Genomic DNA, 21907 nt, shown 5'->3' on the forward strand with positions numbered 1-21907 from the left:
TCCCGAGGCGACGCGGAAGAGCGCTACCTGCTCGATGGCGAGACAACCGGCACCAAATCAGCCGGATCGACCGTCATCGAGATCGAACTCGCGTAACCGGCACGGGCCCAGGCTCTTATCGAATCGAAGCGCCATAAGCCCGCCCAGCCCCCGTCCTCAACGCGACCGAGACGGCCTGGACCCTCCCGACACAGACAAGGAACCTATCCATGACAGCACCAGCGTGCGACATCCACACCATCGCCGATAGTCAAATACCGTTATCGGCAACAAGTTGCGGCCGCACCAGCACTGCCCTGACGCATTCGACCGATCATCACGTGGGGGTGCTGTAATGGCTTCGGCCCGCACATACTCGATCGCGGTGACCGGGATCGACGGGCACCTCGTCGAGATCGAAGCCGATATCGGGCAGGGTCTGTCCTCGGTGAACACGACCGCCGGGCCCTATGCCGCCTTACACGAAGCCCGTGGCCGCGTCCGCGCCGCCATCGCCAATACGGCCGGAGCCGCATGGCCGGACGGCCGCATCGTCCTCGCGCTGTCTCCACCGACCCCGCCGAAAGTCGGCGGCGTCCACGATCTCGCTCTGGCCGCCGCGATCCTCGCCGCAGCAAGCGCGGTGCCCTCGCGACGACTCGCCAGCACCGTGCTGCTCGGTGAACTCGCTCTCGACGGCCGACTCAGGCCGGTGCGTGGAATCCTGCCCGCGGTCCAAGCCGCCCGCGACGCGGGATTTTCCACTGTCGTCGTGCCGCAAGCCACGCTGGCCGAGGCCGGTCTCGCGACCGGTGTCGATGTCTTCGGCGCGTGTGATCTGCGTGCGGTTCTCGACTGGCTACGCGGTGAGGGCGTACTGCTCGAACCGGCCACCGAGACGGCGCCGGACACGGTCGGCAACTACGGCGATCTGAGCGAGGTTCCCGGCCACGACGAAGCGCGCTGGGCGATGGAAGTCGCGGCCGCTGGTGGCCACGCTCTGCGCCTGAGCGGCCCGGAGGGAGTGGGTAAAGTTATGTTGGCGCAACGTCTTTCGGGACTGCTGCCGCCGCTGACGGAATCGGAGTCGCTTCAAGTGACTGCGATCCACTCGATGGCCGGAACCCTGCCTGACACCAAAGCCCAAATCACCGAGCCCCTCTACGTCACAGCGCACCACTCCACCTCGGTTGCCGCGCTTATCGGCGGCGGGGTCTCCGCGCGCCCCGGCGCGATCAGCCGAGCCCACTTGGGCGTGCTTCACCTCGATTTCTACGAAGAATTCAATGCTACGGTCCTGGAAGCATTGCGAAATCCATTGGAGGACGGCGAGGTTCGCATCGCCCGCCGTGACGGCGTCATACGATACCCCGCGCAGATTCTGCTGGTGCTCACCGGCAGTGTTTGCCCGTGTGACGCAGCCCGCGACACCGACTGCACCTGTTCGCCGCTGACACTGCGCCGCCACCGCGCGAGACTCCGCGGCCCCGTCGCTGACCGCATCGACCTGTCCGTCCGGATGTTTCCCCAGGACAGAAGCTCATTCTCTGATGTAGCGGCCGAGAGCAGCGCGGTCGTGCGCGAGCGCGTGGCCGCAGCCCGCGTCGCCGCGGCCAGCCGCTGGCACGACGAGAGCGCGACCACCAATTCGCAAGTCCCTACACGTGCACTGCGCCAGTTTCCGCTCTCACAAAAAGCCATCGAACCGATCAAGTCGGCGCTGCGCTTGGGCCAGATCTCCCCGCGCGGCGCGGAGCGGACCATTCGCGTGGCCTGGACCATCTGCGATCTGCGCGGCGGAGAACGCCCAACCGTCGAGGACCTCACACAGGCCTTAAATTTCCGTCATATCGCCACGCGCTAGCCGGCCCAGGCAACGCCGGCAATCAGTTCGCGGCCCACCGGCCCTGGCGGTAGCGGCATCTGCCAATCGCGTGAGCAATCCCATACGGCCTCACCGAGCCGATACCCCCGTCTACCGAAGGCGAACTCGCACAGCGAAAATCGCGCACTCGTACCGTGGCCTGCACATGCTGCGTCGCGGTCGATCGGGCCCACGCAGCCGCCGCTTGCTCGGCTCACCCACCGGCCTCAGCAACGCAAATCCGCATTTACGTCGGCACATCCCCGGCGTGACGTCGGTCCAGCCCGAGACCGACGGCCAGGTGCTCAGCGCACAGAGCTGGGGTTCGCACTGACAGGACCGCCACCACATCAGCGAAACCCCCTAGTAGACAAGGAATAACATGAGCAACCCTGATGAGAACGCCGAAATCGCCGACATCCAGCAGCCTCCGAAACCGGTTGGCAACAGCGTTGCGGTGCCCGATGACCCGCCTCCCGTGGATTACGAACATGCCATCGAATGGGTGCAGGGCCTGCTGGATCAGGCCGAGCAGGTCGGCTCGGTGGCGTTGACCCACCATCAGCTGCGAGAGATCAGCGCTAATCTGCATGTCACGGCGCGGAATGCAAAACGCTTCGACAAGGCGGTCGAGGTGCTCGAACGGATCGTCAAGACAGTCATCGGTGACACCGCCACCCAGTCGATGATGCCGTTCACCGAATTGCCCGACGTCATCGACTCGACGCTCGGCGAACTCTCCTCCCAGACAGTGCTGTCGGTCGTCGGTCTGAGCAGGATGATCCCAAATACGCTGACGCCGAGCGAACTCGACCAGCTGCGCGAACAGATCCCGCAATCGAGTATTCGTGACGCATTCCGCGAGAACATCTTCCAGATGCTCGACAGCCGCCGAGCCGAACTCGCGAAGTCCGTGCCGCCGTCGGCTCCGCCCAGCGAACTGGCCGGAGCCTTCCGCAACTGGCCCTCACTCGACGCAGTCCCCACCCCCACTATCGGGTCTGTTCTCTCAGCCCTGTCGAATTTCTGCGGAATACGGATCGTCCGTGTCAGTTTTTACGGTCCCGCGCAGTTGCGCTTCGAAGACCCGAACGGTGTGCGCTTTTACGAAGTGCAGGGAAATCTGGAGCCCTGGCTCAGCGGACGGACGAAATCGCCAGGATCATCCCGAGAATGGCTCGGCGACCCGAGCTACGACCAGCCGAACGAGTTCGTCGAGACGGACCCGCATGACTACATCCTGCCTGGTCCGACAGTGCAGGCGGGTGCGTGATGGCCACCGATCACACCCAGCCGACGACTACGAGCACCTGTTCCCGAGAGCCTGGACTTCCTCACCAGGCCCGCCTTCCTCCGCCACTAGCGACGCCCGTTCTACTTCACCGCCGACTATGCCATCGACGGCACCACCGGCTGACCAACCTGCTCGACCCCGAGCGCCCCAGCACCACCTCCAGTAGCGTCGTACGCAACCACCGCCAAGCCGCCACGATGCCACGGACGACCCACCACCATGACCCCCTCCGACCCCCAAACACTAACCACCACAACCTTGTTCGACATCGGTGGCGATCCCGTCCTGCACGCCGCCGGACCCGTCACCGGCGCGATCAGCCTGCGCTACGGCTGCCTGGATCAACCCACAAGGGCATGGTTCCTGCGCGTGCAGTTCGCGCCGAACATCCCCGACACCAACTCCGCAGACACCGCCCATACCGCGCTGCTGTCCATCGACGGCACCACCGTCTACAGCGGCTCGTCCCACCTGTGGCTGACTCCCGGGCGCCGCCCGCCCCGCAACGGCACCGATCTGCCCGACGAGATACCGCGCGACCTCGTCACCGACCCGTGGTCGCCCGTCCCTGCCTCACTGCCCGCAACGGCTGCCGCGGCACTGCACGGTGTCTATGAACTGATCCTCACCGACTGGCACACCCCCCAACGCTGGGCCAGCGCCCAACTCATCCACCTGCCGCCGCAGACTGCATCCGGTGCCGACGACGGTCTGGCCCCGATCCATCCCCTCAGCAGACCATCGCAGTAGCCGCGAAACCGCGGCGCCAGCTCGAGCGTGCCGATGCTCGCGCGCCACCGGCTGCATCACATGGATCAACGCCGTGTCAACAGGTACGCAGAACTGCGGGCGTTCGAGGCTCCGATGGCCGCAGCGCGCCCATGACCGATCAGACCGGTCCCCGCGATCAGTCTGGTGTGGCGCGTAGCCGACGAGTGCCGCGCCACTTTCACTGATCGAGACCTCGCCGACTTCCTCGCTGAACTCTGGCCCTCGCCGACGTCGACCCAGCGAACGCGGCCACGCGCCGCCTCCGCAAATCCGACACGACTCATAGTCCAGCTCCGGCACCGACTTTCGGCCCGCACGGGGCAACCGCGGGCTGATCACCGATCCCGACGACGACGAATACGACGACGCCACGTCGGCCACCGACACCACCTCCGCCACCCCGTTGCACCGGTACGCCGTCGGCGAGCTCTACCACCCGAACCGCACCCACTGGCCCGACGGAGCATTTCAGTGGGAGCTGTCCGAGCAGGGCGCCTCGATGGTGATATTCATGGCAGCACCCACCGACACCGAAGTCATCGCGGTGAAGAAGGGTGCCACCCGTTTCGCGCTGCTCGCGGGCCAGCACGCTCTCATCCTCGCGCACCGGTTCGACCCGATGCCCTGGTCCGACGCTCCCTGGCAGGTGGTGCGCCAGACCAACGCGACCGCCGGTCTGCCGCTCATCGGAGCAGACGGTCGCCTGAGGGTGACCGTCTTCCTGGTCGACGCCAACACCGGGATCATCGCCGCCATACGCGGCACCACCTGGACGGCCCGATTCGTCGAGGCCGTGCGCGCCGCCATCCGCACCCAGTCACTCAACCACTCCACCGAAGCCCAAGGAGCCGCCGAGATCAACGCTTGGTACCAGCGGTACCCCACCAGCGACAAACTGGTCGCGGCCGCCGATATCAACACTCGCGGCTGAAAATCCGTCTCTCACCGGCGAAGGCGACGGGTACCGCAAGTACGACCCGAAACGCAAAGCCAGCATCATCCTACGACCGCTCCCCAAGCCGAAGTCGCGAAGAGCAGGAGAAACCATGATGGATAAGGGCGAGTCGATCGCGGGCCTTCCGCACAACAGGGATGTCGACCCGGAGCAGGTCCGGGAAGCGTTCCACGCCCTGCGAGTCCGCGCCGATGCGGTGATATGCCCGTGGCCTGACGACGAATCCGTGGATCGTGCGGTTGCAGAGGCAGAACTCATCGTCATCCGCCGCACGGACGCGATGCGCGTTGTCATCACCCCGGATGCTAAAGCGGCGCTGACACGCTCGCCGCTGGGTGGCGACCTGGACCGCCAGTTGCACAGGGTCAGCCACAACGCCTTCAGACATTCGCGGGCGCAGGGACTGTTCTCCGCGTACTTGGAAGGAGGTAATCCATATAAGGCGCTCATCGACGCGTATCAAGGTCTCCCCGACGCGTGTACGGCTCTCGCTGTGATGCGTCCTCACCGCCGCAGCGAAAACGTCGTGGTCACCTTGTGGTCACAGGTATGCGGCACAGTTCTGGCCATCGACAGGGGCCAACAGGAGTGGGTGCGGGTCGAAATCGGCACCGACCAGCAAGAACAGAACAAGCGAGATGGATAGTGACGATTTGGCGCGGCCGCTCGACCCGCAACCATGGGCAGTGCGCGAGGAAGACCAAAAGACATCGAACGAGATTTCACCGATGGCTTTCGCGGGTTGTTGAAACTCGATGAGGACGATGGAGACGAACCCGACTGGTGATGGTGCCCCGGACCGAAGGGGATGGTCCGGGGCGCCGTTGGGTAATGGCCGCTACCGCACGTGTGGTTAACGACGAAGTGACTGTACACAACCTGACTACTCCCGAAGCCCGGCAACCGATTCCGATGCTATCCTCCGTCGCGCCACGATCGGCGCACCTGGTTTCCGGGCCCGGCGCCCAGACTCCCGGCGAGTTGCTTTCCGACCCGACCAAGCCGCTCACCCGCGATGAAGCCCTCGCGTTATCGCTGGACCTGTCGCGGCGCAGCACCCCCGCGGAAGGCGGATTTTGCACCTTCCAACCCGTCGTCAAAGGCGATGCCTGCCCCTGGAAACTCAACTGCGAGAACTGCGACAAGTTCGTGCTCTCCGGGGCAGACCTGCTCTACTGGCGCCGCAAGCAGGAGCAATGGCGCTCGATCGCCGAACGAGCACCCGACGACACCACCGCCGAATACCTGCACCAAGTGTTCGAACCCACCGCCCGCGCCATCGATGGCCTGGAAAAAGCGCTCGACGGCCTCGGCCTGCTCGAAGAAGCCTTGCAACTCGACATGCGCCGCCCCCAGGTCTACTTCCACCGGATCTGGTCCACCGGATTCAAGGCCGCAGACCTGGCTGCGCTCGATACCACCGCGGACAGTATCGAACCCGAACTGGAGTCGGAATGAACGCCGCAAGCAACACCGCCGTGGCGATCGACGCCCGCCGCGCCGCGACGGACACCCTGCTCGAACGCGTCCGCAACGTCCTCGGGCAGATCAAGCGCGAGCGGGCCAAAGACTCGTTCGCGTCCGTTGCACGTCGCGCCGACGTGTCACGAACGTTCCTCTACCAGAACCCCGACGCCCGCAACCTCGTCGAACAAGCCGCCGAAGCCGCCGAAACGAACCGCTCCCACGAGCGCACCACCCACTCAGCGCAGGTCGAGGCCAGCTGGCACGAGAGGGCGCTCAACGCCGAAGAAGCCCTCACCGCCGCCTACCGGGAGATCGCCCAGCAGCGTACGGCGATCGGCGAACTTCTTGGCCGAATCCGCGATCTCGAAGGCGCCCTACCCGAAGACGGCGTCCAACGACTGATCACCGAGAACACCACCCTGAAAAAACAGGTCAACCAGCTCAACCAGGACAACCGGCGCCTTCAGGATCGACTGCAAGGCGCCCGCGACAACAACCGATTCCTCGACAACCGAATCGCCCAACTGGAAGCACAACCCATCGACGGCGCCGCCGATCAAGATTTCCCGTCCGGCTCGACCCTGATCCGGTTCACCGGCCCACCAGCCACCCTGGTCGGCGACAGTCGACACGGGTGAGTGAGGGAGGTCGGCCGGGCATCTTCGATTCGGCCGGAGTGGGAGTGGTGCCCGCTGGTCCGGCGCGGTGGTCCAATTTCTGCGAGGTGCGTTCAGTAAGGGGCTGATACTCGCGCGGCTACCCTCAGGAGCTGGCGAACCAGTCGGCAGGCTACAGTTTCCACGTGGGGATCACTGATCAACCTCCGTGGACATCCGGTAAGTTGAAGAAATTCGGAAATGCGGTTCGCGACCAGCGTGAAAAGTCCGATTCCGATGTGTCCTACAACGAAGTCGTCATGTGGTACGGGGATCTAGCTACCTCCGTTCAGGAACTCATCAAGCAAATTGATCTCTCATCTGTCCTCGGCGACCAAATTCCCCAGGTTAGTTCGCGTCCAAAAACAATCCATACACTACGTCAGAAACTTATCGCGAATCCGCACTTGCAGCTTCCCAGTATCGTTGATTTGGCTGGAGTTCGCGTCGAGGCGGCGATGGATCTGGATGACCAAGACGATTTGGCAGTAACCATCGCCCGCGAATTAGTTCAGGATTTCGACGCAGTTGTCAGCGACACCCGAATTTCTCCCCACTCCGGCTATAGGGCGCTACACCTTCGTGCTAGGTTTCCCGCCGGCAGAGTCGAGATTCAGATCCGCACCGCACTTCAAAGCGCCTGGGCCAACCTTTATGAAACTCTCGCCGACAACCTCGGTAGGGAAATACGCTACGGAACACTTCCGACTAACTCTAAGGATCGGAGCGAAGTCGAAAAGGCGCTGAACCTGTCGGCGTCTTTCCGGAAGATCGAAGAACGCAAGCGGATACTCAGACAGTCCCACGCAGTGCAGGACCGCGCTTTCGATGAACTCGAGGCCGCGTTGATTAATGTCTTGAAACAGCTACCCGACAACGACTTCGTTCAGCGGAGTACGCACACTGCGAATTTGGAGAAATGCCGCGTTGACCGAGAAGCAGAGAGTCGCAAGCGGCAAATAGATGGCGCAGCCAACGACAGTAATGATGAGCAACTCATCCGAAAAATGAAGTCGATGGAGGAATTCATCGCCAAAAGGCGACGAAAGGGAGCGTGAAAGCATGTCAGGTTTTCTCATTATCTACAAAAGGCAATCGGGTGAGTATCAAATCGTCGAGTATGGCGGAGAGGACGGTCACAGGGCGGCGCTGAACCAGCGTCTTGCTTTAGAATCGGAAGGCGAATTAGCCGAAGTGGAATTCGAAATTGCAGCTCTTTCCTCTGATTCACTTGAGAGCATCAAAAAAACACACTCCAGGTACTTTCACGGAAAAGAAGTCCAATTCATCGCACTTCAATAGCGGGTCACATGACGGTCGTTCGCACAGTTTCTACCGTGCGCCCTCTTGAGGTCAATGGCCGGCGCGTTACCGACGGAGGCGTTCTTCTTCAACGTCAGCAGGTTGATCACCGAAGCGGCGAGCTGAAGTCGCCCCTCCAGATCGGCGCAGTGCGCCAGTAGCTCAGGGTGCTTGGCCTTCAGCCCGTCGTAGTCGGGGTTCCTGTAGAATTCGCCGAATTTCGGGCGGATTTGAGGGATCCCGCAGCGAACGGCGTCCTGGCAGCCCGGGGTGCAGCTCCTCCCACTGAGATGCGCAGGATGTTGATTGAGTAGCAGAAATACACCTTGACCAGCGTATATGTTGCATTTCCGCCGTAACTACGACGACCCTAGCAGGGTATGGAAATCACTGACGATATGGTCCGCTGTCAGCGGTTCGTCCTCGGAAATGAACGGGAGAACCTTGGGACCTGGCTCATGTTGCTTGTCCACGAGCTGCCACAGCCTGGCGACCGAGAGAACCTTCTCATCCGATCCCGTGATGCCCCACAGCCGTCGCAACCACCTACCTGCGCCACCGTTTTCGACGACGTACACCAGATTCGCGACGAGCGTATCGGTGGAGATCAAGCCCTTCGGCAAGTCCCTCCGCTTGCGTCCGGTGGAGATCATGCCAGCCAGCAACGGATAGGTCGGTGTCGGTGGCATGTCTTGGCCGAATTCGACGGCAAGCACCATCACGTACTCGTTCCAAATCACACGCCAGTTGGCACCCTCGTCGAAGGGCGAACGCTCATAGACGAACTGATCCTCGAACACCGGCCGCAGAAGCTCGGTTGCTTCCGCGACGACGTCATCCAAGTCGAAGAGGGCTTGCTTACGGAGGTCTTCGACTTCGCGGCGCTTTCTGTCGCGACGCGCTTGTTCCGCATGTTTGGCGTTCGTTTCCTCATCGATCCGACGCGCCGTCACAGCAATGCTCTCCTGAACAGGAGACGCCAGAGGTTTCGATACCTTGCGGAGAGCTTCGATCACTGCGCGAGCGTCGGCATGCCGTCCAGAGGGCTCCTTGCTCAGCAGGCGCCCGACCAGCCGGTGCAGCAGGATTGGAAGCTCCTCGGGCAACGGTGGCGGCATCTCCTCCAGATGCTGGCGATGAAAGTCCTCGGTATCCGGACCCTCGAAAGGCTTCCGACCAGTGAGCAGCTCGTAGGCGACGATCCCCAGCGAGTACAGATCCGTCTTCGCAGTCGCGATGCCGCGTTCGATGTACTCCGGCGCCATATACTCGAACGTGCCCTCGCCGCGCCGGGTCGCAGTCGAAGTCCGTTCGGAGAGATCACGCGAGATGCCGAAGTCGGTCAGGCACCACCGGCCGTCGACCAGCAGTACATTGCCCGGCGTCAGATCTCGATGAACAACTGCTACCTCGGCTAACTGCTGTAGTCCTGAAGCGATCTGGCAGAGAATATCGATTTTCTCAGCGAGTGGCATAGACCCGGCCGAGTTCTTGATCCTCTCTCTGAGGCTCTCAGATGCCAGCGGCATAACGATCCAGATCGTCTCGTCGGCCACGGCGAACCCGTGGTGGAGCACCAAATGATCTCGGCTCGTCGCAGCACTGAGCTTCCTGCCGATTTCGATTTCGCGACTGTGGATTCGTTCCGCCAGAGATCCAGATCCGATCTCAACGACCTTCACCGCGACAGACAAACCGTCGCTCGCGTGCCCACGATAAACAATCCCCGCGCCACCCCTGCCCACGACAGAGTGTTCATCGTATTGCCAGACAACACCATTGGTGTCCTCGACGGTTTTCACGTGACTCGCTTTCGCACTAATCAGGGCAGGCCATCCGTACCTCGGTGAGGTATCCGGCCCTGCACCGTACACAACGGCACCGACAAGGAGGCCGGGAACAGCTACAGGCAACGCGGACAACAGCTTTCACCAACGAGTTGAGGGTGGCACCGCGCAGCGGTGCCGCCCTCAACTCACTTCGGCACAGACCCTAGCTCGGTTTCCAGATCATCACCATTATGGTCGCGCCTGAGAGAGTTTGGACGGCTCATACCAGCTCGTTGACAAGCGCGATGACAGGATCGAGCGCGGTGCCATCGCTTCGGCCATCAACCTCATCGAGGCGACGGCCCGATATCTGGGCACGCAGCTGCTCACCGCCAAACTGCTGACCGACTTCGGCCATGGGCGACGTTCCGCCGAAGTATCGCGCCGCTGTGCTGCTTGGCATCCACTCCATCCCGGTCATCACCCGGTTTGCCACTCGTATGTGGTTGCGGCGGCACAGCTTCCGAAAGTTCGCTGTCGCGCTGTTCGGTCACCACACCACCCATGGCGGATTCTGGCGCAGCGCCGGAGGCGATATCGACCGCGTCGACGCTCAGCCGTAGCGCTACAGGCACCACTTCCAGCCGAAGCAGCACCGTTCTTCGACGCATGACTGCACCTCGGCGGTTTCACTCACGAGGAGGCCTGAGATAGCCCGTCCTACCGCGTTCAACAAGACAGCCACCACCGAACGCAAAGCTATCAATTCGATTCTCAAAGTCTGGGGCCACGCTACAGGCGAACAGATCTCGGCCGGACACACCTGGTATCGAGATGCATTCGTCCTGGCAACCAAGGTGTCCGAGATCGCCGATATCAGCCTCGAACGTGCCGCTTGCGTCATTGCCGCGCTGAGCCCGCGCACGACGTGGGAGCGAAACGTCGTGGCAGCACTCGCAATCGCCAACGGCGAGCCCGTGCCCGCGACGTTGCCCGCCAATGTTGCCCGCGCGAACCTGGCGATGACCGCTGCCGATCCATGGTCGATCTTCACCCCGCACAGCCGCAAGATCCTCAACTTCACGAAGAACATCCTCGGCGACGAGTCCGCGGTGACCGTAGACATGTGGGCCTCGCGCATAGCTGGAATCACCGAGATCGAGCTGGCCCGCGCCGGAGTGTACGAGGCAGTGGCACACGCATACACACGCGCAGCAGCCCACCGTGGCGTCTCGCCCGCAGTCATGCAGGCAACGACATGGATCATCGTCCGCGCTACCAAGCGTCCGCAGACGAAAGTCGTTGAATACGTATAACTTTAAGCAGGTTGAAGACAGATATGTCCGACAACGGTCAACGTGCGGCATCCGCTATCGACACAGCAGATTCCGAATACACCCTCGACATCTATTTCCTCGCCACTGTGAAGGTGCGCGCCAAGGATCTCAACGCCGCGCGCCGAAAGCTACGCACCGAGCTCGGAGCTATCGATCTGCCGGACTATGCGGGTCGGGTCACCGATCACATCGACGTGTCCAGTATCGAATTTCGTGGCGCGGTAAGGGCTTTCGCACCGAGATCCTCGCCGGACGAGCAGTCCGCCGAGGCCTTCTACGACGGCGGCGGGTTCGAGCTGATGGAGCGGTTGATGGTGCATGGCCACGATCTTCCGCTGCTGTTTCGCCCAGTGCAGCTCTCACCGTCCGGTGAGGATATGCGCCCGATGACCCCGCACAAGCTGGACGCGTTCATGGGTGTCGACCATTTGATCCGTGTAGGGCTCGCCAGCGAGGTGTGCGTGGAACCGGAGATCGACGCCCCCGAAGTCTTCATCGAGGACGATGTCCTGCGCATAGTTAGCCGCGGCGATGAGCGGTGGGAGCCGGTCACAGGTTTCGGCGACTCCTGCAAACCGATCATGCCGTCGTCGGTGCCGATCGGCGACAAGCTCGCCGAGCTCATCCTGCGTCGGCCTGGCCTATACGTCCAGGTCCGCAGCGGTCGCCCGGATAACTCCTGGCTTGTGCTGCATCGTGACGATTCCGAGCAGGTGTGGCAGGCGAAGGGATGGCGGCCACGCCCCGACCCGCCGCCGCGAACCAAACGAGAGGACAGCAGTGAGCCAGTACCGCATCACGACCGTCGACGGCAACCACGTCAACCGCGAGGCCGACGGCCCGATGGACGCACTCGCCATCTTTTACAGCGATTACCCCTTCGGGGAGCAGCCAGAGGTTGCTCGCGTGGAACTGCTCGCCGAGCTCCCTGATGAGAACTCGGCCTGGCGTGCTGCCATCAGTGACTATTCCCATCTCCCCTGCGACCTCGTCGTCATTCAGTGGCGCCGCACCGACGAGTACTGCGCCAACCTCACCGGCAAAGACCTCCACGACCTGGCCGCCGCGCTCGGAAAGCCGGTCGCCGAAATCGTCGAGGACGACGTGGTCGAGCGACTGGGCGAGTTCCTGGATTCCAGGGAGGATCCCAACTCCAACTTCCACACCGGCAGTACCGAGCGAACTCCTCTGGTGGTGCACTTCGCCCTCGGCGCTACACCCGTCGACGACGACGCTCCAAACGTCGATCAGTAGACGGCCTACCGCAGTGATGCTCCAAACCTTTTCGCTCAGCGCGAACGGGAGTTCCGGTATACGACAACAGTAATCAGGCCATCACGTTGGCCGCCGCATGCCTGTCCGCAGCCCAGACAGAAGGGCAAGCGATATTCGAATCCGCCGAATTCGGCGCGCTGACAACCGATATCGCTACTCATCTCGAGGACACCTCGACCGCGACTATCTGATCCCGGCAAATATCGCTGTCCGGCGATGACCCCCGAGCGCGTCTACACCACCGCCGGTGACCACGGCCCGCGCCGGGACAAAGGGAAGGCGCTCGTAGTCGCCGAACACTCCTTTCGGTACATACCGGGTCACACGTTCGCGATCACTTGCCACCAAGACCAAAGCGGCGCAGCGGATCGCCCGTCTCGTCTGCCTCCCCACGGCCACCCTCTTCCCGCATCACAGCGCCTCGCGGCCCCCATCTTCCACCTCAAGCCCCTCACCTCTTTCTCGGAGAACAGAACTATGACCAGTACAGATCTTCAGCCACACACACCGGTCGCAGCACTGTCGATGGCTGCGCGATTGCAGACCGTCGTCACGGAGTTGTCGGCAGAGTTTCTCGAACGCGACGCCGTGGTACGCGCCATCGTGATCGCGATGCTCGCCGGACAGCACTCATTTCTGCTGGGACCACCCGGCACCGCGAAATCGGAGCTGTCGCGGGCGTTGACCGCGCGGATCTCCGGTGCCCGTCGGTGGGAGTTCCAGATGTCGAAGTTCACCTCACCCACCAAAATGTTCGGTCCCATCGACGTCGCCGCGCTCACCCAAGGTGAATACCGGCAGATCCTCGACGGCCGCGCCACCACCGCTCACATCGCGTTCATCGACGAAATCTTCAAATGCAACCTCGGCGCTCTCAACGAGATGTTGTCGTTCCTCAACGAACGCCTCTACATCCCCGAATCCGGTGGCGACCCCGTCGTGTGCCCGCTGATCAGCGCTGTCACCGCCAGCAACGAGCTGCCTGCCGGTGAGGAAGCCGCCGCCATCTGGGACCGGCTCACGGTCCGCCTCGTCGTGGACTATCTCACCCAGCCTGTCAGCTTCGACACCCTGCTGCGCTCTGCCGTCGCGCCCCCGGCGGCGACCGTCGCGCCGACCACTATCGAGCTGTCAGAGCTGCAGCATGCCGTCACGGTAGAGGTTCCCGCGGTGACCGTTCCCGTCGGAATCATCGACACCGTCAGCGCGTTGCGCAGGCAGCTGGCCGAGGCCGGGATTGTGGTCTCCGACCGGCGATGGCGCCAGAGTGTGCGACTGCTGCAGGCCTCGGCCTGGCTCGATGCCCGTGATCAGGTCACCGACAACGACCTGGCGATCCTGACCCATGTGCTGTGGTCAACCCTGGCCCAGCGTGAAACCGTCAACGCCGCGGTGGTGACGATGATCAACCCTGACGCGGCCGCGGCACTGGATGAGCAGGAAGCCCTGAACGAGCAGATAGCGCAGTTCAACACCAAGCAGGGCGGTGACGCCAGCGATCTCAACAACTGGGCTATCAACGAGGCGCTCCCGAAGCTGCGTGAAATCGAGGACCGCCTGACAGTGCTGAAAACCGCCGCGCAGAGCGCCGGTCGGGCCACCGACACCATCGACGAGGTCATGGCCCAGCACGCAGCTTTCAACCGCCAGATCATGGTCGACGTCTTGAAAATAAGGACGCCCCGGACGGGGGCAGCACAGTGAGTACTCGCCTGTCCCGCACAATCACTGAACTGACCCGCAGGGCCGGGCAGTGGCTCGGACTCACCGACCCACCACCGCGGCACGACCATGTCGTGGTGGGCGACCGTTTCGACGACGACGCCTGGACCAAGACCCGCGCCGAGGCCACCGCCCTCACCGATCTCGAGTCCGAACTCACAGCGCAGCTTCCCCACGCCGCTGATCTGCTGCGCGACTTGTTCGTGCTGGCGATCAAACACTCTGCGACCCTGCGTGATTGCGATGACGTCGAGGCCTCGCGGGTGCCGCACCACGCGATCATCGACGCGATCGCACGGACACCGGAGTTCGCCCAGTTGCACCGCTACACCGTCGGTGACCGGTACGCCTCGGCGATGGCGGTGCTCGCGCAGGCGCCGGTCATCCGCGAGATGCTCGACAACCACAGCGCCGACGCGATCACCGCCGCCGATACCGCCGACCAGCAACAGCAGGCTGCTGCCGCGGCCGCGACAGCCGTAGCCGACGCGTTCGCCCAGGCTTCGGCCGCCAGCATCGACGACGTGGTGCCTGCCGATCTGTCCACCGCAGTGGAGAGTGCAGTTGATGCCGCCGAGGCCGCGCACCGCGCCGCCGAAGAAGCCCGCGCCGACGCGACGGTGGCGGCCGCGGCGATGGCTGCCGCCCTGCGTGCCCCGCTGCGCGCGGCTGCGGCCGAGGCCGCCACCGGCGCCCAGGCAGAACGAACGTTGATGGATGCCTGGCAGATTTCACCGGATCGGTTGCAACGCATGTCCTTCGACGAACGCACACAGCTCGCGCAGCGGCTACGGTCGGGGCGGATAGGCGACTACGCCGAGTTGATCGGCCGTTTCCGGATGGTCGCCGACGCCCAGGATGCGTCGCGCTCGGACCACGGCCACGACGAGCTGGCTGGTGTCACCCGCGGCGACGACCTGTCCCGGCTCGTTCCCGGCGAGCTGACCGCGCTCGCGGTGCCCGCGTTGAGGGCACAGTTCGCCGCCCGCTACGCCGACGCCGCGCTGAACCTCTACGAGATCGTCGGTGACGCACCGCAAGGACTCGGTGCGATCATCGCGGTCATCGACTGCTCGCACTCGATGAGTTGGACCCATCCCGGCCCGGGCGGGAAACCGGTGTCACGGGAGGCGTGGGCCAAGGCGTGCGCACTGGCGCTACTCGACCAGGCCCGCCGCCACGACCGCGATTTCGTCGCCGTCCTGTTCTCGAGTGCCGGTGACCTGGATGTGTTCCGGTTCCCTGGCGCAGAATCTGCCCCGCTCGACCGGGTCCTGGACATGGCTGACTGCTTCCACGACAACGGCACCGACTTCAAGCCCCCACTCAGCGCCGCCGCCGACATCATCGCCGAGCAGTACAACACCCGTCACACCCCACGCGGCGACATCGTACTCATCACTGATGGCGAGGACAGAGTCGACGACCAGTGGCTCTCGGACTGGAGTGCCCGCAAATCAGCCCTCGGATTCCGGGTGTTCGGGATCTGCATCAAGACCCAACCCAGCCACACCCTCAAAACCCTGTGCGACAACCTTCGCGTTGTCGACGAACTCACACCCACCGCCGCCGCCGACCTGTTTCACACCATCTGATACCCCCATCGGCGTCCTCTAACCGAAAGCACCCACCAGAGATGACTTCCATCACCACATCCCCGCAACCCACCCTGGCAGCGCCGACCTCCTCGACCGGCGCGCGGAAACTACTCACCGATTACGACGCCACCATCAGCGAGGGTCCGATTCTGGGATACATCGTCATGTACAGCGTGTTCGGTGGAGAAGTCACCCATGAAACCGCGACCACCTGGTTCCGCGAACTTCGCCTCGACCAAGCGATGCTGCCGGGAAAACTGCGGCCCGACAACGCGTTCGAACGTGTCACCGGCAGCGACGGCGTCCACGACACCTACAAACTCGCCGACCTCGACACCCCCGACCCGCTCCCCGCCACCTCGCCGGCTCCGACACCAGCAGCAGCTGTCCGGTCGGCAAATCTCATGATCCGCCACGTCAGCCGCACCACCACCAAGATCATCCGACACATCGTGCGCGAGCTCTGTGACGAGACCGCCGCTGAACTGGCCTACGACCCCTACCTCGGGGAGGTCGAGTTCCATCGCGCCTTCGGCCGCGACGGTGACGGCACGCTCACGGTCACTCTCGACGATGCCGCGATCGCGAATCTGCCCGATGCCGAGCAGGCGCGGGTACACGCGATGGCCGACAAGATCTGGGAACGCTACCGCTGGCAATGCACCTACCTCGGCTCCGACCGGGTCCGCGCCATGCTGCTCAAATACATCCGCACCCTCGACGCCATCGCCGTGCGCCCGACCGGCGGAGTGTATTTCGTCACCGCCGACCACACCAGCGTTCTCACCAGACTGGGCGAATTCGTGGACCGTGTCGGCGGCGGCAGCATGCTCATCCACGTCCCGCTGCCCGACCAAGCCCAGAACCGGCAACTGGCGATCCAATCGTTCGTCACCTCCGCCAGCGACGAACTACGCAAACTCTCGATCGATATCGCCAACGCCCGCCGCGACGGCATCAATCCCAACCAGCTCACCGCTCTGCACCAGCGCTACCTCGCGGTCCAAACCCGCACCGCCCGATACTCACAACGCCTCGAAACCAGCCTCACCACAACCGAAGCGGACCTCGAACTGGCCCAGCGCCAACTCAGCGACCTAATTGCGCGCTGAACCTCCACCAGCTACTCCGCTCGGGCCCAACCGCCGACCTCCAAGCCCGACAGTGGCGGCGAGCCGATCAGTACGCGATGGAACGTAGGAGCACCCACCCAACTCGGCCAGCAGTACGCCAGGTTCTCGGTCTGACACGCTGGGAGAGGGCGTTCACGCCGCTCTGAGCACCACCTTCACCTACGCCGGCAGCGGCAGGAGTCTGGCTCCGCCTCACAATCGCCACATACCCGAATCCGCGCCGGATTAGATCATGGGCTTCATCGGGGCGGTAGATGGGTCACCATTTCGATGAAGGGCTTGCCGAGCTGCGGCGGCATTCAGCGCCGCCGACTGTCAACGGCACGCTAATCCATTTTTCACCTGCAGCCGACACCGATCCCGAGGTACTGCCCTACTTCGAGCCCGGATCCGACCGCTTCACTTGCTGAGCACGCCCCGCCTTGATCCAGCACAACACCGAAACCTCATATCAGGCAAGGGATTTCGGTCGTGACAATCGCTCCACTCCAGGACCTGGTCACGGGCTGGCTGCAAGCTGGTCGCCCACCAACCTTCATAGTCACAGCCCCCCATCGGGCCGGTGATCGTTCAACTTCACCCACCCACCACCTATCCCAAGGTCCCTACCATGCTCGATCCCACGACCACCGCAGCGCTCCCGCCGCCCTCGCGGGCGCAGGACACTGTCCCCCGCACCGCACGACAAACCCACCCGGCCACTGCTGTCGATGTCATCGCCGAGCCCTCGAACCCTGACGCGAACACCACCATCCATCGCCTCGCCCCGGATGAAACTCGATGGCACACAGTCACATCCGGCGACGACGCCACCACCCGATGCGTCTACACCGGCCCCGAGGACTACCACGGTGTCCTCACCACCGACAGCAACGGCCACCACCGCGGCACCATCCACAGTCCCGGCGGCGGGCCCGGTCCGCTCACCGATGATCTGCTCTCCCCGGTCCTCGACGAGTCCAAGCTGGCGGTGGAAGGCATGATCTCCCTTGAGATCGGCGCCCACAACGGGCGTGCGCTCTTGTGGCGTCGACTTGGGCCCGACCCGGGCATCGACGCTGCCGAGGTCCACCACTACGAAGGCCCGTTCGACTTCTCCGCGGTCATCGACGTCGGCATCGACAGCGTCATCCGGCTCAGCATCTTCGGCCGACGCGAACCCATCTGCCACAACGAACCAGTCGACTCGGTGGCCATCGGCAAAGCCGACGCCCTCGCGGTCATCCGATCCCACATCGGATCGGCGACCCAACTCGAAACCTACACATCCACCACGATCCACCCCGGATCCCAAACGAAAGCGACCGGACACGATGGCCGAACTGAGTGAGCAGTGCTGGGACGGGCTCACCTCATTCCTCGCCGACAGCCAAGCGAACTGGACGGTGGCCGCCGACATGGATTGCCAGACCGCGCAACTGTTCGCCGATATCGCACTCGAAGCGCACATGCCTGAATCAGCCGCCGACTGGCTCGACTCCCACCGCACCGGACACGACGGAGGCCGCTGCGAGCTGGGATAAACCAACCCGACAATTCTCGGACATCGACCGCGCGCGAGGTGCGGAAGCACCGAAACCGGAGTGCTTGCAGACGTGTTCAACGTTGTCGAACACGCTCGACATGCCGCTGCGTCGAAGGTGCGTTCTGTGCGCCGGTACTCGCATGTGCTGCCTTGTCTCCCTTCTGCCGAGGAGTTAGCGCTGCCATGACCAGCAGCAAACCGACGCCTGTGCGCCCTGGACACGGCCGTTCTCACAACACCAGACCAAGCGCTCGTTCTACGGGCCGCTACGGCTGGACTACATCTCAGCGCTCTTCCGGCCGAAGACGACTTCCCCGCACTGGCCGTGAAGACGATGGACAACGGCCAGGTCCGGATCCACACTCTTCGATCGAGGAAGTCCCTTCGGACCAGGACTGTCCACCACCGCCGCAACAGGGCCCCGACGCGGGCCAAACACCGTGCTGAGCCGAACGAGCGGCACAGTCGTCCACGTCCCCAGCATCCGTCGAAGTGGATGGTTTCTCATCGATGTCGGTTGCCTGAGCGACCCAGATGCGTCCCACCCGACTCCGGTTGTCGAGCGACCAACCATGCCACCGCTTTCCACTGTCCCCACTGCCATGAATCCCGCTGGTCTTCGTGGGATCGCCCCGAACCGACCTCGGTCAGGAGCGCCGTATGAATGCCGCCAACTCACCCTCTTCCAGCCACCGGCCTGTCATGGGTACAACCAGCCACGCCGAAGCCGTATGTTGGGCGACACCGAAGATGCCAACAAAAGGCGTTGCCGATTCCGATCAGAATCGGCATCCAGCCAACGGCTTTCGTCGGCACGGTGTCTCCGCTGTCGGCAAAGTGTCGCACCCAGCGGCCCCGCTTCACGGCACGGCGTTCGTCGCACGCTGCACCACGCCAGCTGGTTGGACTGCTTCACCAGCGCGGGTGGTCGGCAGTCAAGTCCCTTGCACCACCGCGCACGGAAAGACCGCGGCCCAGCAGTCGGCACGGTGCCGCCGCCAATGTGTCCGATTCGGACCGATTGTTCGTGAGCACCGTCAACGCCCGAAGCTGCCCGCGACGTCGGCATTTTCAATGTCGGCTAACAAGCCGTAGCATCGGCGCTCTCAACCGTCTACACCCCTGGCGACCAAGACATCTCGGTGCGACCGCGATCGGCAGGAATCGACACGATCCATGTCGACGTCCGTCGCGACATCTTCCGGTTCGTCGTCGACGTCCCCGCCGCCCACGCCGTCCAGGTCGCCGCTGTTCTAGCTGGTCTCACCGCGCCGCAGCCCCACAGCGAGGACCACGACTGGGTCCAACTCGGCCGCGACGGATTCAACGCCGGACTGGAACACCCGTCACCGCTGGCCAATCCCACTGTCGCTGCGGCCATCTCCGCAAACATGTCCGAACCCGACCGCGTCGCCGAGATCACCGCGCAATACCGACGCGGCTGGGACGCAGCCTCCGAGGACAGCGCACGAGCCGGGCTCCGGTACTCCTATACCGCACCCAACCAACCCGCCCCGCCGAGCCAGCCCGTCTATTTCGTGTGGGACCACCAGCACGAGGAGGCCGTCGCGATCCTGCGCGAGCACGGCCACAGCCCGTGGCGTCGCTACCGTGCCCTCAGCGCCGACGGACATACCCGCCTCGTGTCCCCGCGATGGGTCAAGCAGCAACAGCCCGCGACCACGGCGCAAGCCGCATATCTGCTCCAGCAGATGATCCTCGCCGGCTACCGCCCGCACGTTCTGGCATCCATGCCGAACTAACCCCACCAGTCCCGCCCGGTTCGCCTCCGCGGTGGTAGCGGTGCCCGCCGGTCCGAACCTGCGATCACTTACTCGCAAGGCTCCCATGATGACCGAGTCTTTCGACACACAGACGGCATTCTTCGACAGCGAATCCCGCACCCTCGCAACGGCATACGCCAGCAGGGCACACCACTGGCGAACTGGGGCGCAGGCATCCATGTCGCACGTACCGCACGCTTGTTCGCTGACGGGCGGCGGCTGCTCGATTCTGCGAGCATCCTGGGGGATGACGCGCGCAACGCATTGTGCGCGCCGGCTGAATACTTCCGTGACCACGCCCGCGTATTGCCATCCGCGCGGACTACGAGCAAGAACTCATACAGATCTATGCCCGCGACATCGAGTTCCTGCCCGCCCGGGGGTCAAACCGCGCGATGGTCGCCGCCCCTGTCTACCGGCTGGATGCCCTCGCCACTCGCTGGTATTCACGCTGACCCCGACGAAGTAGCTGACATGCTCGAGGACGAACGAGAAGAACCCGGAATTCACTAATGTCCCACATAATCCAACCCCCGACCGCGTCCTCGTCGATGAGATCGACGCCCTGATCGAGCAGCAAGTCAAAGCGGGCCCTGTCACCACCGCCCCTGAGACGTGCCAGAACTGCCACGATGACTGGCACATGCTACCGATCCGAAAGACGCTGCTGATGATGCGGCTGAACTACTGCGGATGCGAAGACTGTGACCGCAACCTCGACGCATACGACTACTCTGCCGACACTAGCGCCATCGTCTGCCCCGGATCGCGCTTCCACGGCCCCCTCGAACCCCTGCAGACACGCCTCGAGCGCGCCGGAATCATCACGATCGACATCGCCGAACTACTGCGTGAACCTGCCGCCCAGACACCACTTCCACCGCCCCCACCCGACGGCTGTGCGCTGCGATTCCAGTTTCCCGCAACCGATACTGACCGGAGACCCGTCTGGGCCTACCGGCTCTCACGCCCCTGGCGCGACACCGAATACGTCGTGGTCATGCACGTCCGCCGCGACATCGACGCCGACACCAGGCCGGCCACGATCTCCGAAACCGTACTGTTCCGCTACTTCCCACCCGGCACGCAACGACCACCAAGCCATGAATCAATCCTTATCGGCAGGTCACTGATGTCCATCGTCGACGACGACAGCGTCATCGACCGTCATGGCGTCAACATCGAACTTGGCGACCACGGCGCACGCCACCGCGCCGACGGCCACGTCGACCCGGACCTGTTCGCTCAGCAGATCACCGGACAGATGGTCGTAGCAATAGCGGAATAACCGCTCACGGAACCGCCCGCCGAAAGACACAGATCCGCGGGCGGCCACCCACAGCACTCTCCCGAACCAGCAATGCCGTTGTGCGCTAACGATAGTCCCGGCCACGCTCCCGGACCGGAGTCGTCAGCGAATCGTGGCCTGTCGCCGACGAGGTCTGGTCCACCCGATGATCGCCTGCTGCCTTGCCG

Annotated in this window: 22 protein-coding genes; 20 read left to right on the forward strand and 2 right to left on the reverse strand. The window is 63.6% G+C overall.

Features of this window, described 5'->3' with window-relative positions:
• Positions 1-334 precede the first annotated feature (334 nt).
• From ACQP2D_RS27020 to ACQP2D_RS27060, 9 genes are all read left to right on the forward strand, one after another.
• Complete coding sequence (locus tag ACQP2D_RS27020) at positions 335-1843, forward strand: YifB family Mg chelatase-like AAA ATPase (protein WP_433678721.1); 1509 nt, start codon at positions 335-337, stop codon at positions 1841-1843.
• Positions 1844-2225: 382 nt separating this feature from the next.
• Positions 2226-3116 carry a hypothetical protein gene (locus tag ACQP2D_RS27025; protein WP_433678722.1) on the forward strand — a complete coding sequence of 297 codons (891 nt, stop codon included), beginning with the start codon at positions 2226-2228 and terminating at the stop codon, positions 3114-3116.
• Between the two features lie 240 nt (positions 3117-3356).
• Complete coding sequence (locus tag ACQP2D_RS27030; protein ID WP_433678723.1) at positions 3357-3887, forward strand: hypothetical protein; 531 nt, start codon at positions 3357-3359, stop codon at positions 3885-3887.
• Between the two features lie 532 nt (positions 3888-4419).
• On the forward strand, positions 4420-4839 hold the full coding sequence (locus tag ACQP2D_RS27035; protein WP_433678724.1) for a hypothetical protein: 420 nt from the start codon (positions 4420-4422) through the stop codon (positions 4837-4839).
• Positions 4840-4954: 115 nt separating this feature from the next.
• Complete coding sequence (locus ACQP2D_RS27040; protein ID WP_433678725.1) at positions 4955-5509, forward strand: hypothetical protein; 555 nt, start codon at positions 4955-4957, stop codon at positions 5507-5509.
• 185 nt (positions 5510-5694) lie between these two features.
• Entirely contained in the window at positions 5695-6321 is a 627-nt protein-coding gene (locus tag ACQP2D_RS27045; RefSeq protein ID WP_433678726.1) for a hypothetical protein, read from the forward strand.
• 20 nt (positions 6322-6341) lie between these two features.
• The gene (locus ACQP2D_RS27050) at positions 6342-6968 is read left to right on the forward strand and encodes a hypothetical protein (RefSeq protein ID WP_433678727.1); all 627 of its coding nucleotides are present in this window, start codon (positions 6342-6344) and stop codon (positions 6966-6968) included.
• 164 nt (positions 6969-7132) lie between these two features.
• A complete protein-coding gene (locus ACQP2D_RS27055; RefSeq protein WP_433678728.1) occupies positions 7133-8044 on the forward strand; it encodes a hypothetical protein in 912 nt (303 codons plus the stop codon).
• A gap of 4 nt (positions 8045-8048) precedes the next feature.
• Complete coding sequence (locus tag ACQP2D_RS27060) at positions 8049-8288, forward strand: hypothetical protein (RefSeq protein ID WP_433678729.1); 240 nt, start codon at positions 8049-8051, stop codon at positions 8286-8288.
• A 359-nt stretch (positions 8289-8647) separates the two neighbouring features.
• On the opposite strand, the gene ACQP2D_RS27065 is transcribed toward ACQP2D_RS27060, so the two are convergent.
• The gene (locus ACQP2D_RS27065) at positions 8648-10090 is read right to left on the reverse strand and encodes a serine/threonine-protein kinase (RefSeq protein ID WP_433678730.1); all 1443 of its coding nucleotides are present in this window, start codon (positions 10088-10090) and stop codon (positions 8648-8650) included.
• 247 nt (positions 10091-10337) lie between these two features.
• The gene (locus ACQP2D_RS27070; protein ID WP_433678731.1) at positions 10338-10475 is read right to left on the reverse strand and encodes a hypothetical protein; all 138 of its coding nucleotides are present in this window, start codon (positions 10473-10475) and stop codon (positions 10338-10340) included.
• Here ACQP2D_RS27070 and ACQP2D_RS27075 point away from each other — a divergent pair.
• The 11 genes from ACQP2D_RS27075 to ACQP2D_RS27125 all read left to right on the forward strand — a co-directional run bounded on the left by ACQP2D_RS27075 (position 10474) and on the right by ACQP2D_RS27125 (position 21719).
• Positions 10474-10680, forward strand: a complete 207-nt coding sequence (locus tag ACQP2D_RS27075; RefSeq protein ID WP_433678732.1) for a hypothetical protein — start codon at positions 10474-10476, stop codon at positions 10678-10680. The genes ACQP2D_RS27070 and ACQP2D_RS27075 overlap by 2 nt on opposite strands.
• Before the next feature lie 87 nt (positions 10681-10767).
• Positions 10768-11373: a DUF7178 family protein gene (locus tag ACQP2D_RS27080; protein ID WP_433685776.1), complete on the forward strand. Its 606-nt coding sequence runs from the start codon at positions 10768-10770 to the stop codon at positions 11371-11373.
• A 23-nt stretch (positions 11374-11396) separates the two neighbouring features.
• Positions 11397-12326 carry a hypothetical protein gene (locus tag ACQP2D_RS27085; protein WP_433678733.1) on the forward strand — a complete coding sequence of 310 codons (930 nt, stop codon included), beginning with the start codon at positions 11397-11399 and terminating at the stop codon, positions 12324-12326.
• On the forward strand, positions 12301-12648 hold the full coding sequence (locus ACQP2D_RS27090; RefSeq protein WP_433678734.1) for a hypothetical protein: 348 nt from the start codon (positions 12301-12303) through the stop codon (positions 12646-12648). Before ACQP2D_RS27085 ends, ACQP2D_RS27090 begins: the two co-directional genes overlap by 26 nt.
• Positions 12649-13146: 498 nt before the next feature.
• Positions 13147-14373, forward strand: coding sequence for an AAA family ATPase (locus ACQP2D_RS27095; protein WP_433678735.1), 1227 nt, complete (start codon positions 13147-13149; stop codon positions 14371-14373).
• The gene (locus ACQP2D_RS27100) at positions 14370-15986 is read left to right on the forward strand and encodes a hypothetical protein (RefSeq protein WP_433678736.1); all 1617 of its coding nucleotides are present in this window, start codon (positions 14370-14372) and stop codon (positions 15984-15986) included. Before ACQP2D_RS27095 ends, ACQP2D_RS27100 begins: the two co-directional genes overlap by 4 nt.
• A gap of 41 nt (positions 15987-16027) precedes the next feature.
• Positions 16028-17101, forward strand: coding sequence for a DUF6744 family protein (locus ACQP2D_RS27105; RefSeq protein WP_433678737.1), 1074 nt, complete (start codon positions 16028-16030; stop codon positions 17099-17101).
• Between the two features lie 631 nt (positions 17102-17732).
• Positions 17733-18452, forward strand: coding sequence for a hypothetical protein (locus tag ACQP2D_RS27110; protein ID WP_433678738.1), 720 nt, complete (start codon positions 17733-17735; stop codon positions 18450-18452).
• Positions 18436-18645, forward strand: coding sequence for a hypothetical protein (locus ACQP2D_RS27115; RefSeq protein WP_433678739.1), 210 nt, complete (start codon positions 18436-18438; stop codon positions 18643-18645). The genes ACQP2D_RS27110 and ACQP2D_RS27115 overlap by 17 nt, the downstream gene beginning before the upstream one ends.
• Positions 18646-19789: 1144 nt before the next feature.
• On the forward strand, positions 19790-20410 hold the full coding sequence (locus ACQP2D_RS27120; protein WP_433678740.1) for a hypothetical protein: 621 nt from the start codon (positions 19790-19792) through the stop codon (positions 20408-20410).
• Positions 20411-21074: 664 nt separating this feature from the next.
• Complete coding sequence (locus ACQP2D_RS27125) at positions 21075-21719, forward strand: hypothetical protein (RefSeq protein ID WP_433678741.1); 645 nt, start codon at positions 21075-21077, stop codon at positions 21717-21719.
• Positions 21720-21907 lie beyond the last annotated feature (188 nt).

Origin of the sequence: Nocardia sp. CA-119907 (assembly GCF_050955995.1) — a bacterium.
Classification (GTDB): Bacteria; Actinomycetota; Actinomycetes; order Mycobacteriales; family Mycobacteriaceae; genus Nocardia.